Origin of the sequence: Janthinobacterium sp. FT14W (genome assembly GCF_009208755.1) — a bacterium.
Classification (GTDB): Bacteria; Pseudomonadota; Gammaproteobacteria; order Burkholderiales; family Burkholderiaceae_D; genus Janthinobacterium; species Janthinobacterium violaceinigrum.
In genome coordinates, this window is sequence record NZ_WFLL01000052.1 from 1 (window position 1) to 15,463 (window position 15,463).

Here is a 15,463-nt window from a genome sequence, read left to right on the forward strand (position 1 = left end):
GGCATGCGGCCGATCACCTGCGCCACGGCGCGGCGCGGCTGCACGGGCGGCGCCGGGCGGCACGGTTCCACCGCCAGCTTGCTGCTGTCGCGCGGGTCGAGCTGGCACACGGGCAATGGCTGGGACGCCGCCCCCTCCTGCGCGCCCGCGTGGGCACTGGCAAATACGGCGATGCCGCAGGCCAGCGCCAGTATCGTTTTTCTCATCGTTTTCATGCTGCCTCCCCAGGCATCCATCGCCAGCCTTCATTATTGGCACACGCCGCCCCAGATGCCAGCGGGGTAACAGTTTCTCACGCTTGCACCGGCCGCCCGGCGCGGATGCGCGTACGGTAACGGTGTTTTATTTCCTCTCAGCACTTTCCTTCTTGCCAGGATGGCATTACAATAAGAACGATTCTTATTCTCATTCGAAGAATTCGAGCGCAGTTTATATCTTTTCATTCATTCATACCCGAGCCACCCGGAAGGCAGCCAGGAAATAACAACATCCGGAAAGTTCACCATGACCAAGCGTAGTCCCGCCTTCGCAGCTCCCGTCGCCACGCCCGCCCGCCCCCGCCATTCCGCCGCCCTGCTCCTGCCCTGCCTGCTGTCGCTGGCCGTCGGCAGCGCCTGGGCCGAAGGCAATGTGGCGGCCGATCCCACCATGAACACGGTGGTCGTCACCGCGTCGGGCACGGCCATCGACATCAAGGATGCGCCGGCCAGCATCAGCGTCATCACGCGCGAGGAAATCGAACGCCAGCCCGTGTATGACCTGAACACCCTGCTGCGCCGCATCCCCGGCGTGACGGGCGGCACCGGTCCCGAAGGCGAAGCGTCGAAGATCAAGCTGCGCGGCTTGCCCGACAAATACACCCTGATCCTGGTCGACGGCAAGCGCGTGGGCAGCTCGGCCGACACGGCTTACCGCCCCGACCTGGGCCGCCAGGACTTGAACTGGATCTCGCCCGACATGATCGAGCGCATCGAAGTGGTGCGCGGCCCCATGTCGTCGCTGTACGGCTCGGACGCGATGGGCGGCGTGATCAACATCATCACGCGCAAGGTGCCGGGCAAGTGGAACGGTTCGGCCACGGCCAACTACACGCAGCCGCAGGACAGCGGCCGCGGCACGGCGCACCAGCTGGGCGTGAACCTGGCCGGCCCCCTGTCGGACACGGTGGGCATGCGCCTGGGCGTGGGCCAGACGCGCCAGAATCCCGATGAAAAAGCCGCCGGCAAGGCGGGCGGCATGGGCGGCGAACGCAACCAGACTGTCTCGGGCCAGCTGAACTGGGCGCTGGGCAAGAAGCAGAACCTGTCGCTGGACGCCAGCTACGGCAAGCAGCAATCGACGGATTCCACCACGCTCGATGCGGACGGCTACCCGCTGTTCGGCGCCTGGGGCGCGAGCAAGCTGATACGCAAGAGCGCCAGCCTCGGCTATGAGGGCCGCTGGGACTTCGGCAAGACCACGGTCAACCTGTATCACAACGATTTCGATAACGAAGTCGTCGGCACGGTGGCCAAATCCAAGGACAGCACCCTCGATGCCAGCCTGGAAAAACGGGTCGGCTGGGGCGGCATCGAACAGATGCTGGTGATGGGCGGCCAGTGGAAGCACCAGGAACTGACGAATACGGACACCATCGGCACCATCCCCACCGATTACCTGGGCAACCCCGTGAGCGGCGCCACCCTGTCCGGCACTACCTCGGCCCTGTTTGCGGAAGATCAGCTGTTCCTGCGCGAGAACTTGACGGCCACGGCCGGCCTGCGCCTCGACCATCACAGCAAGTTCGGCAACCATTACAGCCCGCGCCTGTACCTGGTGTACCACCCCGCTCCCGCCTGGACCATCAAGGGCGGCATCTCGCAAGGCTTCCGCGCCCCCAGCCTGAAGGAAAACTCGCCGGCGGCAGCCACGCAGTCGGGCGGACGCGGTTGCGGCAGCTTGAAACCGCTGGGCTACATCACGGGCGGCTGCTACATGGCCGGCAATGCGGACTTGAAGCCGGAAACGAGCACGGCCGGCGAGATCGGCGTGGCGTGGGAACAGAATGGCTGGGACGTGGGCCTGACCTGGTTCCACACGGACTTCAAGAACAAGATCGACTATGCGCCGCTGGGCTTTTACCAGAAGCAGTGGTGGACCAAGATGACGAATATCCAGAAAGCGCGCACCAGCGGCCTGGAAGCGACGGCCACCATCCCGCTGACAAAAAACCTGAACTGGCGTAACAACGTCACCTACATGGCGGAAGCGAAAAACCTGACCACGGGCGCCAACCTGCTGTCCACGCCAAAACTGTCGTGGTACTCGGCGCTGGGCTGGCAAGTCAACGACCAGCTGTTCGGCGAAGTCTCGGCCCAGTACACGGGCAAGGAACTCGACGCCGGCAAGCTGGCCGACAAGGCCTACACCATCGTCGACACCGTCGTGTCGTACAAGGTCACGCCCCAGTGGACCGTGCGCGGCGGCGTGCAAAACCTGCTCAAGAAGGGACCGATGGCCGATGGCCTGGTCGACTACTATGTGCCGGGACGCCGCATGTTCGTCGGCCTGACGTCGCGCTTCTAAACACGCCTGTCAAAACCTGCTGCGCGTCGCGGGCTGCGCTCTGCGATGCTCACTGTACCTCCGTACAGTTGCGCGTCTCAAGCGCATCCCCCTTGCGCTCGCTACGCTGGTGCCAGGCGTTGTCGCAACCTAGTACCGGGGCGGCGGCGTATCGGGCGGCGGCGTGGCGGCATTCGCCGGCACGCTGCTCAGCATCTGGCCGGCGACAGGCACCTTGTGGCCGCTCGCATACATGCATTGCAGATAAGCATTATCGTAGCTGCGCTGCATGCCGCGCGAGGAATTGTCCGCCGCGCCCGTGCCCGCCAGCGCGCCAAACAGCAAGCCCGTGCCGGCGCCCACGCCGGCGCCATGGCCGCCATCGATGGCGGCACCGGCCGCCGCACCGAGCACCGTGCCCAGTGCCGCGCTGCGCACGCCGCTGTCGACGCCGGCCTGCTGCGCCGAACTGCCGCCCAGCTGCGCCTGCGCATAGCCGCGGCAACTGCCGTCATCGCCGCGGAACTGTTCGAAACTCTTGCCCGTGCCGGGCAAGACCATGGCCGACGGCCCTTCCGGCATCACCGTGCAGGCGGCCAGCAGCAGGGGTGCCAGCATGCTGGCGCGCCCCAGGAATGCGCTCGTGTTCATGTTCGTCGCTCCCGTCAGCGCACGCTGGTCGGCAGCACGGCGCGCCATGCCGTGCCGCAATTTTTCACGTAGGGATAATAGCCTTGCGGCCGCGCGCAGTAGTACCACATCTGCGCCGTCGGCTCGCCGCCCTGCTCGATATACACGGGCGGCGGCTGCACGATCACGGTGCGGCCATACGGATACGGATAGCCGTACCAGGGGTCGCCGTACCAGCCGGGTCCATAGCCGTAGCCCCATGCCGGCCCCAGCCACACACCCACGTGCGGGCGCCCATGAAAGTGCCCGTGGCCGCCGTGAAAGCCGCCATGGCCGCCATGCCCGCCGTGGCCGCCCGGCGCGGCCCAGGCGGCGCCACCGAGCGCCAGCCCCGACGCGAGCCCCATTACCAGCAGCGCCAACCGTGCGCCGCGTCCCCGATTGCTGTTCATGACATCCTCCTGCCTGGCTACCACGACGATGATGCTCACTCCATTATTGGCAGGCGGGCGGCGCAATCAAAGCTGCCGTAACAATTGCTCACCTTTTATACGCTGAGGATATGGACGGGAGGAAAGTTTCACCTGCGTAAAAACGCAAACAGCCCCGCGGCGCGGGCCACGGGGCGGCAGGGATGGCGCCGTCTTATTGCGCGGGCAAGCTTTGCACGGGTGTCGCCGGCGCCAGGATGGGCGGCACGGGCGCGTGGATGGGCGCCGGCGCCTTGACGGCCAGCCAGCCCGCGGCCGGCAGCAGCGGCACCAGCAGCAGGGCCACGATATTGATGATCTTGATCAAGGGATTGACGGCCGGTCCCGCCGTGTCCTTGTACGGGTCGCCCACCGTGTCGCCCGTGACGGCCGCCTTGTGTGCGTCGGAACCCTTGCCGCCGAAATGGCCATCCTCGATGTATTTCTTCGCATTGTCCCAGGCGCCGCCGCCCGTGGTCATGGAAATGGCCACGAACAGGCCCGTGACGATGGTCCCCATCAGCAGGCCGCCCAGCGCGGCTGGCCCCAGCAGCATGCCCACGACGATGGGCACCACCACGGGCAGCAGGGACGGCACGATCATTTCGCGGATGGCGGACGCCGTCAGCATGTCGACGGCCTTGTCGTATTCGGGCCGGGCCGTGCCTTCCATGATGCCCTTGATGTCGCGGAACTGGCGCCGCACCTCGACCACCACGGCGCCTGCCGCGCGACCCACGGCTTCCATCGCCATGGCGCCGAACAGGTAGGGAATCAGGCCGCCGATGAACAGGCCGACAATGACCATGGGGTTCGACAGATCAAAGGTGATGTGCTGGCCCACGGATTCGAGCGCATGCGTGTAGTCGGCGAACAGCACCAGCGCGGCCAGCCCCGCCGAGCCGATGGCGTAGCCCTTGGTGACGGCCTTGGTGGTGTTGCCCACGGCGTCGAGCGGATCGGTGATGGCGCGCACGGAGTCGGGCAGCCCCGACATCTCGGCGATGCCGCCCGCGTTATCGGTGATGGGGCCATACGCGTCGAGGGCGACGATGATGCCCGCCATCGACAGCATCGAGGTGGCGGCGATGGCGATGCCGTACAGGCCCGCCAGCTGGTACGAGACGAGGATGGCGACGCAGACGGCCAGCACCGGGTACGCGGTGGACTTCATCGACACGCCCAGGCCGGCGATGATATTCGTGCCATGGCCCGTCGTCGACGCTTCGGCGATGTGGCGCACGGGCTTGAAATCCGTGCCCGTGTAGTACTCGGTAATGTAGACCATCAAGCCCGTGAGCACGATGCCGACGACGGTCGCGCCCATCATCTTGTAGCGCATGGCGTCGTCGGGCCACAGCAGCCAGGTCACCACGGCAAAGCCCACCAGGGACAGGCCGGCCGCCCACCACAGGCCCGTGTACAGGGCCGACATGATTTTCGCGCCCGGCTTGGTCTTCACCATCGAGCAGCCGACGATGGACGCGAGGATGGAAACGGCGCCCAGCAGCAGCGGATAGATGATGGCCGTGCTGCTGGCCTCGGCCATCAGCAGGGCACCCAGCAGCATGGTGGCGATCAGGGTCACGACATAGGTTTCGAACAGGTCGGCTGCCATGCCGGCGCAGTCGCCCACGTTGTCGCCCACGTTGTCGGCGATGACGGCCGGGTTGCGCGGATCGTCTTCGGGAATGCCCGCCTCGACCTTGCCCACCAGGTCCGCACCCACGTCGGCGCCCTTGGTGAAGATGCCGCCGCCCAGCCGCGCAAAGATGGAGATGAGCGAGGCGCCGAAGGCCAGGCCGATCAGGGGCTTGATCAAATCGTGCTGGGTCAGGCCAGGCGCGCCCGTCGTCGCCAGCAGCCAGTAGAACAGGGTCACGCCCAGCAAGCCCAGGCCGACGACCAGCATGCCGGTGATCGCCCCGCCCTTGAAGGCCACGTTCAGCGCCTGGTTGATGCCCTGGGTGGCCGCCTGCGCCGTGCGCACATTGGCCCGCACCGAGACATTCATGCCGATGAAGCCGCAGGCGCCCGACAGCACGGCGCCGATCAGGAAGCCCAGCGCCGTATGCAGGCCAAGCAGCGCATAGATGGCGATCAGCAGCACCACGCCGACGATGGCGATGGTGCGGTACTGGCGCGCCAGGTAGGCGGCCGCGCCCTGCTGGATGGCCAGCGCGATTTCCTGCATGCGCGCGTTGCCGGGATCCTGGCGCAGGATCCAGCTACGCGACACCAAACCATACATGACTGCGACCACGCCGCAGGCTACCGCAAACCACAAACTGGCTGCCATATCGTCCCCTTCTGTTTTTATCCGACGTTATTACCGACAGCTGCAGACCGCACCGGGTAGGCACGCGCAGCCAGGAAAACACGACCTGCAAAAAACTTCTACCGCTAAATAGAAACCAGAAACGACGTGGCGCCGCGGGTGAAAGGCGGGCACAAAAAAAGCGGACGCTCAGGTCCGCTTTTCAAAAACTGCTTATTCCGCCAGGGCGGCAAATGCGCTGTCGCGGATTTGCTCGACCGGACCGACGCCGGCGATGCGGCGGTATTTCGGCGCGCCTGGCAGGCCGGACTTGGCCCAGTCATTGTAGTAGCCGAGCAGTACCTTGGTCTGGTTGTGGTACACGTCCAGGCGCTTCTTGACCGTTTCCGCCTTGTCGTCGTCGCGCTGGATCAGCGGTTCGCCCGTGATGTCGTCGATGCCGTCGACCTTGGGCGGATTGAATTTGACGTGGTAGACGCGGCCCGAACCCGGGTGGCTGCGGCGGCCGTCCATGCGCTCGATGATCGAAGCGTCAGGCACGTCGATTTCCAGCACGTAGTCGACATTGATGCCGGCGTCTTTCATGGCGTCCGCCTGCGCGATGGTGCGCGGGAAGCCGTCGAACAGGTAGCCATTGGCGCAATCGGCTTCCTGCAGGCGGTTCTTGACCAGGCCGATCATGATGTCGTCCGACACGAGGCCGCCCGCATCCATGACTTTCTTCGCTGCCAGGCCCAGTTCGGTGCCTTCCTTGATCGCCGCGCGCAGCATGTCGCCCGTGGAGATCTGTGGAATGTTGTATTTTTCTTTGATGAAGTTAGCTTGGGTGCCCTTGCCGGCACCGGGTGCTCCTAAAAGTATCAGACGCATTGAAAAGTTCCTAAAAAACAGATTTTGGATGGTGGTATGTGTAATTTTTTTTAGATGGTGTTGCTATGGCTATCTTTCCCTACGAAACTTACCACAAAAAATCCCCGGAACGCCAGTTTGCTGTCGAATTGCTATGTCCTGATTGATCAAAGCCAGCAATTCGCAAAGCAGGCATTTCAAAATGTGGTTTTTTGTGGCAGGCCCCGCACAAAATTTTTCCCGCGCCCCTCTGGCGCCTGAAAAGCCGTCGGGGCAAGGCGGGGCAACGCAGCCGGGGGCGTTTTCTCAGGTGGCGTGGCGGTAGTGCGCCTGGACCCGGGCAAGATCTTCCGGCGTGTCGACGCCGGCGGCCGGAGCCGAGTCCGTCACATGCACGGCGATGGCATAGCCATGCCACAGCACGCGCAGCTGCTCCAGCGCCTCGATCGCTTCCAGCGGCGAAGCGGACAATTGCGGATACTCTTGCAGGAACGCATTGCTGTACGCGTACAGGCCGATATGGCGCAGCGGCACGTAGCCTTGCGGCAAGTTTTCACGCGATTGTGCAAAGCCGTCGCGGTGCCAGGGGATGGTGGCGCGCGAGAAATACAGGGCGCGGTTCGCCCTGTCCAGCACGACCTTCACCACGTTCGGATTGAAGGCGTCGGCCATGTCGTGCAGCGGATGGGCGCACGTGGCCATGGGAACGGCGCTGCTGATCTGCGCCGCGCAGGCGGCCAGCAGGGCCGGATCGATCAGCGGTTCGTCGCCCTGCAGGTTGACGACGACGGCGTCCGGCGGCAAACCGAGCGTGCGCGCCACTTCGGCGATGCGGTCCGTGCCCGACGGATGGTCGGCGCGCGTCATGCACACTTCCACGCCATGCGCGGCGCAGGCGGCGCGGATGTCTTCGTGGTCGGTGGCGACGATGACGCGCGCGGCACCCGACAAGGCTGCCTGCTCGGCCACGCGCACCACCATGGGCTTGCCGCCCAGGTCGGCCAGCGGCTTGTTGGGCAGGCGCGTCGAAGCCAGGCGGGCCGGGATGATGACGATGAACGCCATCGTTATTCCACTGCGTCTTGCAGGGTGCGCGCTTCGTCCGCCCACATGATGGGGATGCCATCGCGGATGGGATAGGCCAGGCGGTCGGCGCGGCAAATCAGTTCCTGCGCCTTCTTATCGTGTTCAAGCGGGCCCTTGCAAACAGGGCAGACCAGGATATCAAGCAGTCGAGCGTCCACGACATTTCTCCACAATTTGTTGGGCCAGCGCGCTATCGATGCGCGCACTGACCGGGACGACCCACAGTCTCGGGTCATCTTTGAGATGTTCAATTTGCGCACATTTTACTGCATCCTTCTCGGTGATCAAGATCACATCCGTGTCGAGCGCGGCAAATGGCTGGTCGAGGAAGTCGTGATGGTCGGGCAGGGGCAGTTCCGTGAAGTCCAGTCCCGCCCCCCGCAGCATGGCAAAGAAACGCCCGGGATTGCCGATGCCGGCCGCCGCCACGATGCGCTGGCCGCTGGCCGCCAGGTCAGCAAGGGCCATGCTTTCGCCGCGGTTCACCATGCGCTCGGCCAGGCGGCCGTCGAGCAGCATCTGCGCCACCAGGGCGCCCTTGGGCGCCACCTGCGCCACCAGCGCCGGCGCCAGCTCGGGCGCATTGATCACCGTCACGTCGCGCCGGCGGCACGGCGATTCGCGCAGGGGCCCGGCCGGCAGCAGCCAGCCATTGCCCGCGCCGCGGCCGTCGAACAGCACGATTTCCACGTCGCGCTGCAGGGCGTAATGCTGCAAGCCGTCGTCCGTGACGAGCACGTCGACGTCCGGATGCGCGGCCAGCAGCGCCCTGCCCGCTTGCGCGCGGTCGCGTCCCACCACCACGGGGCAGCCGCCGCGCTGGAAGATCAGCAAGGGCTCGTCGCCCACCTGCTGCGGCGTGGAGGCGGCGCTGACGGCGCGCGGCAAGCGGTCGGCGCTGCCATGGCCGCGCGAAATGACGCCCGGGCGCATGCCCGCGTCGCGCAAGGCGTGCACCAGCCAGATCGTCAGCGGCGTCTTGCCCGTGCCGCCGATGAAAATGTTGCCGACGACGACGACGGGCACGGGCAGGCGCTGGGATTTCAGGATGCCGGCCCGGAACAGGGCGCGCCTGACGCTGCTCAAGGCGCCGAACAGCAGCGACACGGGCCACAGCGCGCACGCCAGCGGCCCGCGACGCAGCCAGGCGCGGGTGAGAGTGGATTCAAGCTTGGCGGGGGAGGATGTGGGCATGCGTGTCAACTAAAATTGGAACCCGAAAACGACACCTGGGGTCAGACCCGGCGGGTCTGACCCCGGCACTTCGCTTGGGGTGGAAGGTTGGCCTTACTTGCCGCCGGCCTGCGCCGCAAACGTCAGCTTTTCGTAGCCGGCCAGGCGCGCCGCTTCCATGACGTGGATCACCATCTGGTGCATGGCGAACTGGTCGGCGTTGACCACCACGACGGGTGTCTGCGCGGGCGCCTTGCCGCCGTTGGCCGCCTTCGCCGCGTTCTGCAAGGCATCGGCCAGGCCGGCCACGTCGCGGAACGAGACGGCTTCGCGGTTCACCGTGTAGTTGCCCTTGGCGTCGATGGTGACGTCGATCTGCTGCGGCTTGTCCCTGGCCTGCTCGGCGTCGGCCGTCGGCAGGGTGATCTGCAGCTCCGTAAACTTGCTGTAGGTGGTGCTGACCATCAAAAAGATCAGGATCACCAGCAGCACGTCGATGAACGGGATCAGGTTGATTTCGGGGTCTTCACGCCCCTTGCCTTTGCGGAAGTTCATTTGCGGCCACTGTGGACGATATCGACGAACTTGACCGCCTGCTGCTCCATGTCGATGACGAAACTGTCGACGAGGGCGCGGAAATGGCGGTAGAAGACCAGGGTGGGCATGGCGATGGCCAGGCCAAAGCCCGTGTTATACAGGGCCACGGAAATGCCATGGGCCAGCTGGGCGGGATTCGAGCCGCTGGCGTTTTGCGAACCGAAGATCTCGATCATGCCCACCACCGTGCCAAACAGGCCCATCAGTGGAGCCAGGGTGGCAATGGTGCCCAGGGTCGTCAGGTAGCGTTCCAGCACGTGGGCCACGCCGCTGCCCGCCTCTTCGATCGATTCCTTCATCACCTCACGCGGCGCGTCGACATTGCGCAGCGCGGCAGCCAGCACCACGCCCAGCGGCGAATTGTCTTCCAGCTTGGCCAGCGTATCGGGCGTGATCTTGCCGCTGCGATACACCTGCACCACTTCATCGAACAGCTTGCGGGGCAATATCTTGGCACGGCGCAAGTACAGCAGGCGCTCGATGATCAGGGCCAGGGCGACGATGGAAGCGATCAACAACAGCCAGATGGGCCAGCCAGCGGCTTGAAATATAGCGAGCAAAAGAAACTCCTGATAAAGGGAAGGCGATGGTTGGCCTGGACAACGCGTATTGTACCGAGCACGCGAGCGCGATTGCGCACCGGCGACGGAATGGCGCAATGTAGCGCGTTGACGCGCCGGCGGCAAGTGGCGCCTGCGCGCGCCTTTATGCACAGCCTGCCGGCGAGGCGCCGCCGGCACTGCCCAGTTTTGCACATTTTATGTGGATAAGATTGTGAGCAAGCATGAACAGTGAAAGCCAAGTCATTGATTTACATGGCTATTCTCCACCTGCGCAAAATACAGGCATAGCAGCTAATCGCGCGTAGTCAATGTCAGATCTTCAACAAAACAAAAGTTCTGCACATTTACTGTGGACAAGATTGTGCGCAAGCGGACGGAATTCACATAAGCCATTGATTTGAAAGAAAATTAAATCGCTGAGTAAAAATGTGGCAGACCGGATAGCAGCATGCCGCCAGCGGGCCATAAAGTTCTGCACACAATCTGTGGACAAGATTGTGTGCAAGCGCAAAGATCAGCGCTAAGTACATTGATTTATATCGTTTTTATTGCCATGCATAAAAATGTGGCAAGGGCAGAAAAGGTGGGTTTTCCTGGCCGAATGTGGCTTCGCCAAGGCACTTTTCCACCGCCAGTGCAGTTCCACACATAAAGTGTGGATAAGATTGTGAGCAAGCCGATTGACTCCATGCAAGCCCATTGATTTTAAAGGACTTTTTTTCACTGATGAAAAATGAGGCAGCCGTGCCGCCTTGCGCAGCGGTGGAAAACACGGGCAAACGGCGAAACGATTTATGCAGTTTTGCACACATTCTGTGGATAAAATTGTGAGCAAGGCCCACGCTTGCATGCTAGACCCTTGATTTATATGCGGTTTTTCATACTGCGCAAAAATCAGGCAAGCCTTGCAATACGCCTTGCGGTGGATAAACGGGGCCACCTGGCGGAGTTCTGCACATTTTTTGTGGATAAGATTGTGCGCAAGGCCATGCATGCGATACTAAGCCATTGATTCATATATGCTTTATTTCCATGCGTAAAAATGTAGCAGGGCATTTTTTATCCACTGCAGGGGAGAAATCCAGCGGCCCTGTGCAGGACAAAAAGTTCCGCACATTTTCTGTGGATAACTTTGTGCGTAAGTGGCAGGCGCTTCACTGATGTGCTTGATATTAAAGGACTTTTTCCCTGTGCACGCAAATCAAGCATCTGGAAATTCGTCATGAAATCAAATACTTAGAAATAGAACTTGTTGTTTTGCACGATATATGACATAAGCATGACCTCGCCGATAATTTGTGGACAGTTCCATCCCTTTCCAGCTTCATGATGACCGAAAACCAGACTGACAGCGGCTTTGCCGCCCCGCCCGTGCTGACCGTCAGCGCCCTCAACCAGGCCGTTGCGCGCCTGCTCGAACGCTCGTTCCCCCTGACCTGGATCGCCGGCGAAATTTCCAACTTTACGCGCGCCGCTTCCGGCCACTGGTATTTCACCCTCAAGGATGATGGCGCCCAGGTGCGCGCCGTGATGTTCCGCGGCCGCGCGCAGTACGCGGGATTCACGCCGCGCGAAGGCGACAAGGTCGAGGTGCGCGCCCTCGTCACCCTGTATGGCGCGCGCGGCGATTACCAGATCAACGTGGAAGCCATCCGCCGCGCCGGCGTGGGCGCCCTGTATGAAGCGTTCCAGCGCCTGAAGGAAAAGCTGGCCGCGCAGGGCCTCTTCGACCAGGAACGCAAGCGCGCCATTCCCATGTTCGCGCGCAGCATCGGCATCGTCACCAGCCCGCAGGCAGCCGCCCTGCGCGACGTGCTGACGGCCTTGCAGCGGCGCGCGCCGCACGTGTCCATCATTTTGTATCCCACGCCCGTGCAGGGCCAGCAGGCGCCGGAAAAAATCGCGCACGCCATCCGCACGGCATCCGCAAGGGCCGAGTGCGACGTGCTGCTGGTGTGCCGCGGCGGCGGCAGCATCGAAGACTTGTGGTCGTTCAACGATGAAGCCGTGGCGTACGCGATCGCCGACTGCGCCATGCCCGTGATCAGCGGCGTGGGGCACGAGACGGATTTCACCATCGCCGACTTCGCGGCCGACCTGCGCGCCGCCACGCCCACGGCGGCGGCGGAACTGGCAGCCACGCCGCGCGCCGACTGGCTCGCGTCACTGCGCGCCGATGCGACGGACCTGCGCCGCGCCATGCGCCGCCGCCTCGACGACGCGGCGCAGACCCTGGACCGCCACAGCCGCCGCCTGCTCAATCCCAAGGCGCAGCTGCAGCAGCAGCGCCTGCAGCTGCTGGCCCTGTCGACGGCCATGACGCATGCGGCGCGCGCGCCGCTGAACCAGTCGCAGCATGCGCTGGAACGCCTGCGCTCGCGCTGGGCCAATCTGCGCCCCGACGTCGCGGCGCCGCGCGCGCGCCTGGTGGAAGCCCAGCGCCGCAGCGGCGCGGCCATGGCGCAGCTGCTGACGCAACGGCGGCATCGTCTCGACGGCCTGTCGGCGCAGCTGGAACTGCTCAATCCCCAGCGCACCCTGGAACGGGGCTACGCCATCCTGCGCGACGAAAAAGGCGCCATCGTGCGCTCGCCCGCGCAGCTGCAGGCGCGCCAGAACGTCAACGTGCGCCTGGCCGAAGGCAGCGCGCAGATCGGCATCGCCAGCGTACAGGCAGCATTGGAGTAAAAAAGGCCGGGGAATCTCCCCGGCCCAACACCTGCCCTACTGAGTGGACTGCTACTGCTGCTGCTCTTTCACCCTACGCCATCAGAACTTCATCGACACGCGCGCGCCGAACGTGCGCGGCGCGTTGTAGAAGGCGCCGTAGATCTGCTGCGTGGGCTGGCATGGCATGCCCACGTCCGTGCAGATTTCATTGACGTCCAGCTTGACCGCCTTGTCGGTGGCGTTCTGCACGAACGCTTCCACCGTATAGGCCTTGTTCGCCGGCTGGAAGCGCAGGCTCAGGTCCAAGGTCGTGTAGGCTTCCTGGCGCTTCACGCCCGCATGGCCCGGCACGTCGCCGTTGAAGGCGCCCGCCCCCACGTACGACATGGTTTCGTAATGCACGGAGGCGCGCGGCGTGAGCTGGCCGCCGGCGACATTGAAATCATGCTCGTACTGCACCGTGGTGGAAAACTTCGGCGCATGCTTCATGGTGCTGCCGCCCACGTTCACCAGCGGCGCCGTCGACCCGCAGGACTGGCCATTCGCGCGCGCCGCATCCACGTCGCACGACAGGAAATCGTCATACACGGCTTTGAGCCAGGTGGCGTTGCCCGTCAGGCGGTCGACCGACGTGGGCCGCCACACCCATTCCGCTTCCAGCCCCTTGACCGTGGCGCCGGCCGCATTGAAGTTGGCCAGCACGCTGTTGACCACCTGCGATTCGAGCTTGTCCTTGTACTTCATCAGGAAGGCATCGAGGTTCAGGGTCAGCTGGCGGTTCAGCAAATCCGACTTGAAACCGATTTCATAACTGGTCAGCTTTTCCGGCTTGGTGGTGGCGCCGCCGTCGCCGATGGCCGGCGAGTGGAAGCCCGTCGTCACGGAGCCGAACAACAAGATGTCGGAGCGCAGCTTGTACTCGATGCGGCCCAGCCAGGTGGCCTGGCCGTACTTCAGGTCGGCCGTGTTGTCGCCCGGCGTATTGCCGCAGCTGGCCGCCGTGATGGCGCCGCCGGGGCCGATGTTGTGCGTGTTGGCCAGGCCCGTGCCGGGCGTGACCAGCTGCGCCAGCTGGTCGGGCGTGAGCACGGTGGTGCCCAGCGGCGTATTGGCGGGCCAGTTCGGGCAAGCCCAGTTCTTGCCGCCGATATCGAACTTGTGGTCTTTCGTGTAGCGCGCGCCGGCCGTCAGCTTGATCTGGTCCGTCACTTGCTGGCTGACCTGGCCGAACACGGCCTTTGATTTGAGCTGGCGGTCGCCCTGGATGAAGGACATGGCCGACGCATACTGGCCCACCGTGGGCTGGACGAAGATCACGGCGCCGTTGGCGATATCCTGCTGCACGGCCGCCTGCGAAATCTGGCTGCGGTCGATGTCGAAGCGCACCTTGTTCTTTTCATTGAACAGGAACAGGCCCGCCACCCACTGGAACGGTGCATCGTCGTCCGAGCGCGCCTGCAGCTCGTGCGAATAGCTGTCGAACTGCGCCCAGTCCGTGCGGTTTTCCGACTTGAAGCCGGGGAACAGGCCCGCGTCCGCATCGTTGCTGTTCTGGCGCTTGTAGCGGCTCCAGCTGCCCAGGTAAGTGAAGTCCAGCCCGTCCGTCGGCTTGTAATTGAGCTTGCCCTTGTAGGTGAGGATGGACTGGTCCAGGGTGCCCGGCGTGTCGATCAGGGCCGAGCGCAGCTTCTCGCCCGGCTTCGGCTCGGCCGCCAGGTAGACGTTGCCGGCGCCCTGGTCGAGGAAGTAGTCGGCGATGAAGGTGCCGCGCAGCTGCGGCGTGAACTTCCACAGCAGGGAGGCGCGCACGCCCATCTGGTCGCCCGCGCCGTACTTGGCCGTGCCCGGCATGACGTTCGAGCCGCGGCGGAAATCCACCGTGCCGTCATGGCTATCCTTGATGGCGGCGATGCGCAGCGCCACGTCGTCGGAAAACGGGATATTGAGCATGCCCTGCGTCTGCAGATGGCGGTAGTCGCCCACGGTGATGCCGGCCGAACCCATGAACTTGGCCGTGCTGGGCGCGGCCGACACGAGGTTGACGGCGCCGGCCGTCGAGTTGCGGCCGTTCAGGGTGCCCTGCGGTCCGCGCGCCACCTCGACGTGGCTCAGGTCGTACATCAGCGCCGTGGCGCCCTGGGGACGGGGCGAATACACGCCATCGACATAGAAGGCGACGGCCGGGTCGCCCAGCTCCGTGTGGTTGGCCGAGCCCACGCCGCGCATGTAGACGTGCACGCCGCCCGAGTCGCCATGCTGCTCGACGACGAGGCTGGGCACCATGGTGGCCAGCGAGGCCAGGTCCTTCACCTGGTTGTTTTGCAGGGTGTCCTGGTTGAAGGCGGTGACGGCCAGCGGCGTCTCCTGCACGAAGGTGTTGCGGCGCGTGGCCGTGACGACGATGCGGTCCATCTGCTCGGCCGCCGGCGCTGCCGTTTCGGCGGCCGCGGTGGCCGGTCCCGCTTGCTGCGCCAGCGCGGCGCCGCTGCCCATCAGGATGAACTGGGCAAACGTCGCATGCGCCAGGCTGAATGCAATGGTGTTTCTCTTGAACGGCTTCATTGTTATTGTCTCCTCTACCACTGGTTGAATGATGATCACAT

At 64.1% G+C, this 15,463-nt stretch carries 13 protein-coding genes and 1 pseudogene; 2 read left to right on the top strand and 12 right to left on the bottom strand.

Annotated features, from left to right (window positions below; translation table 11 throughout):
- Window positions 1-215 (bottom strand): annotated as a pseudogene (locus GCN74_RS24540) (hypothetical protein); the annotation flags it as partial.
- Between the two features lie 289 nt (window positions 216-504).
- On the opposite strand from GCN74_RS24540, the gene GCN74_RS24545 reads away from it, so the two are divergent.
- The gene (locus GCN74_RS24545) at window positions 505-2,565 is read left to right on the top strand and encodes a TonB-dependent receptor domain-containing protein (protein WP_152259089.1); all 2,061 of its coding nucleotides are present in this window, start codon (window positions 505-507) and stop codon (window positions 2,563-2,565) included.
- Between the two features lie 129 nt (window positions 2,566-2,694).
- On the opposite strand, the gene GCN74_RS24550 is transcribed toward GCN74_RS24545, so the two are convergent.
- The 10 genes from GCN74_RS24550 to GCN74_RS24595 form a co-directional block, all read right to left on the bottom strand.
- Entirely contained in the window at window positions 2,695-3,195 is a 501-nt protein-coding gene (locus tag GCN74_RS24550; protein ID WP_193317239.1) for a glycine zipper family protein, read from the bottom strand.
- Between the two features lie 14 nt (window positions 3,196-3,209).
- Complete coding sequence (locus GCN74_RS24555) at window positions 3,210-3,626, bottom strand: hypothetical protein (RefSeq protein WP_226939202.1); 417 nt, start codon at window positions 3,624-3,626, stop codon at window positions 3,210-3,212.
- A 193-nt stretch (window positions 3,627-3,819) separates the two neighbouring features.
- Entirely contained in the window at window positions 3,820-5,943 is a 2,124-nt protein-coding gene (locus GCN74_RS24560) for a sodium-translocating pyrophosphatase (RefSeq protein WP_152259090.1), read from the bottom strand.
- A gap of 192 nt (window positions 5,944-6,135) precedes the next feature.
- Window positions 6,136-6,792 (bottom strand): adenylate kinase, encoded by a 657-nt coding sequence (gene adk, locus GCN74_RS24565; RefSeq protein WP_034782090.1) that lies wholly within the window; start codon window positions 6,790-6,792, stop codon window positions 6,136-6,138.
- A 285-nt stretch (window positions 6,793-7,077) separates the two neighbouring features.
- Window positions 7,078-7,836, bottom strand: a complete 759-nt coding sequence (gene kdsB, locus GCN74_RS24570; RefSeq protein ID WP_152259091.1) for a 3-deoxy-manno-octulosonate cytidylyltransferase — start codon at window positions 7,834-7,836, stop codon at window positions 7,078-7,080.
- A 2-nt stretch (window positions 7,837-7,838) separates the two neighbouring features.
- The gene (locus GCN74_RS24575) at window positions 7,839-8,015 is read right to left on the bottom strand and encodes a Trm112 family protein (protein ID WP_010395789.1); all 177 of its coding nucleotides are present in this window, start codon (window positions 8,013-8,015) and stop codon (window positions 7,839-7,841) included.
- On the bottom strand, window positions 7,996-9,051 hold the full coding sequence (gene lpxK, locus GCN74_RS24580; protein WP_152259092.1) for a tetraacyldisaccharide 4'-kinase: 1,056 nt from the start codon (window positions 9,049-9,051) through the stop codon (window positions 7,996-7,998). Before lpxK ends, GCN74_RS24575 begins: the two co-directional genes overlap by 20 nt.
- Window positions 9,052-9,144: 93 nt before the next feature.
- Entirely contained in the window at window positions 9,145-9,585 is a 441-nt protein-coding gene (locus GCN74_RS24585) for an ExbD/TolR family protein (protein ID WP_152259093.1), read from the bottom strand.
- Window positions 9,582-10,187: a MotA/TolQ/ExbB proton channel family protein gene (locus GCN74_RS24590; RefSeq protein ID WP_152259094.1), complete on the bottom strand. Its 606-nt coding sequence runs from the start codon at window positions 10,185-10,187 to the stop codon at window positions 9,582-9,584. Before GCN74_RS24590 ends, GCN74_RS24585 begins: the two co-directional genes overlap by 4 nt.
- A 548-nt stretch (window positions 10,188-10,735) precedes the next feature.
- The gene (locus GCN74_RS24595) at window positions 10,736-11,032 is read right to left on the bottom strand and encodes a hypothetical protein (protein ID WP_152259095.1); all 297 of its coding nucleotides are present in this window, start codon (window positions 11,030-11,032) and stop codon (window positions 10,736-10,738) included.
- A 484-nt stretch (window positions 11,033-11,516) separates the two neighbouring features.
- Here GCN74_RS24595 and xseA point away from each other — a divergent pair, with 484 nt between their 5' ends.
- Window positions 11,517-12,878 carry an exodeoxyribonuclease VII large subunit gene (gene xseA, locus GCN74_RS24600; protein WP_152259096.1) on the top strand — a complete coding sequence of 454 codons (1,362 nt, stop codon included), beginning with the start codon at window positions 11,517-11,519 and terminating at the stop codon, window positions 12,876-12,878.
- Window positions 12,879-12,959: 81 nt separating this feature from the next.
- Here the strand turns inward: xseA and GCN74_RS24605 are convergent, their stop codons facing one another.
- Complete coding sequence (locus GCN74_RS24605) at window positions 12,960-15,422, bottom strand: TonB-dependent receptor (RefSeq protein WP_152259097.1); 2,463 nt, start codon at window positions 15,420-15,422, stop codon at window positions 12,960-12,962.
- Window positions 15,423-15,463 lie beyond the last annotated feature (41 nt).

Excerpts from the sequence above, each read along its gene's own strand:
- GCN74_RS24545 (WP_152259089.1), top strand. The coding sequence starts at position 505 with ATGACCAAGCGTAGTCCCGCCTTCGCAGCTCCCGTCGCCACGCCCGCC.
- GCN74_RS24550 (WP_193317239.1), bottom strand. The coding sequence starts at position 3,195 with ATGAACACGAGCGCATTCCTGGGGCGCGCCAGCATGCTGGCACCCCTG.
- GCN74_RS24555 (WP_226939202.1), bottom strand. The coding sequence starts at position 3,626 with ATGAACAGCAATCGGGGACGCGGCGCACGGTTGGCGCTGCTGGTAATG.
- GCN74_RS24560 (WP_152259090.1), bottom strand. The coding sequence starts at position 5,943 with ATGGCAGCCAGTTTGTGGTTTGCGGTAGCCTGCGGCGTGGTCGCAGTC.
- adk (WP_034782090.1), bottom strand. The coding sequence starts at position 6,792 with ATGCGTCTGATACTTTTAGGAGCACCCGGTGCCGGCAAGGGCACCCAA.
- kdsB (WP_152259091.1), bottom strand. The coding sequence starts at position 7,836 with ATGGCGTTCATCGTCATCATCCCGGCCCGCCTGGCTTCGACGCGCCTG.
- lpxK (WP_152259092.1), bottom strand. The coding sequence starts at position 9,051 with ATGCCCACATCCTCCCCCGCCAAGCTTGAATCCACTCTCACCCGCGCC.
- GCN74_RS24585 (WP_152259093.1), bottom strand. The coding sequence starts at position 9,585 with ATGAACTTCCGCAAAGGCAAGGGGCGTGAAGACCCCGAAATCAACCTG.
- xseA (WP_152259096.1), top strand. The coding sequence starts at position 11,517 with ATGATGACCGAAAACCAGACTGACAGCGGCTTTGCCGCCCCGCCCGTG.
- GCN74_RS24605 (WP_152259097.1), bottom strand. The coding sequence starts at position 15,422 with ATGAAGCCGTTCAAGAGAAACACCATTGCATTCAGCCTGGCGCATGCG.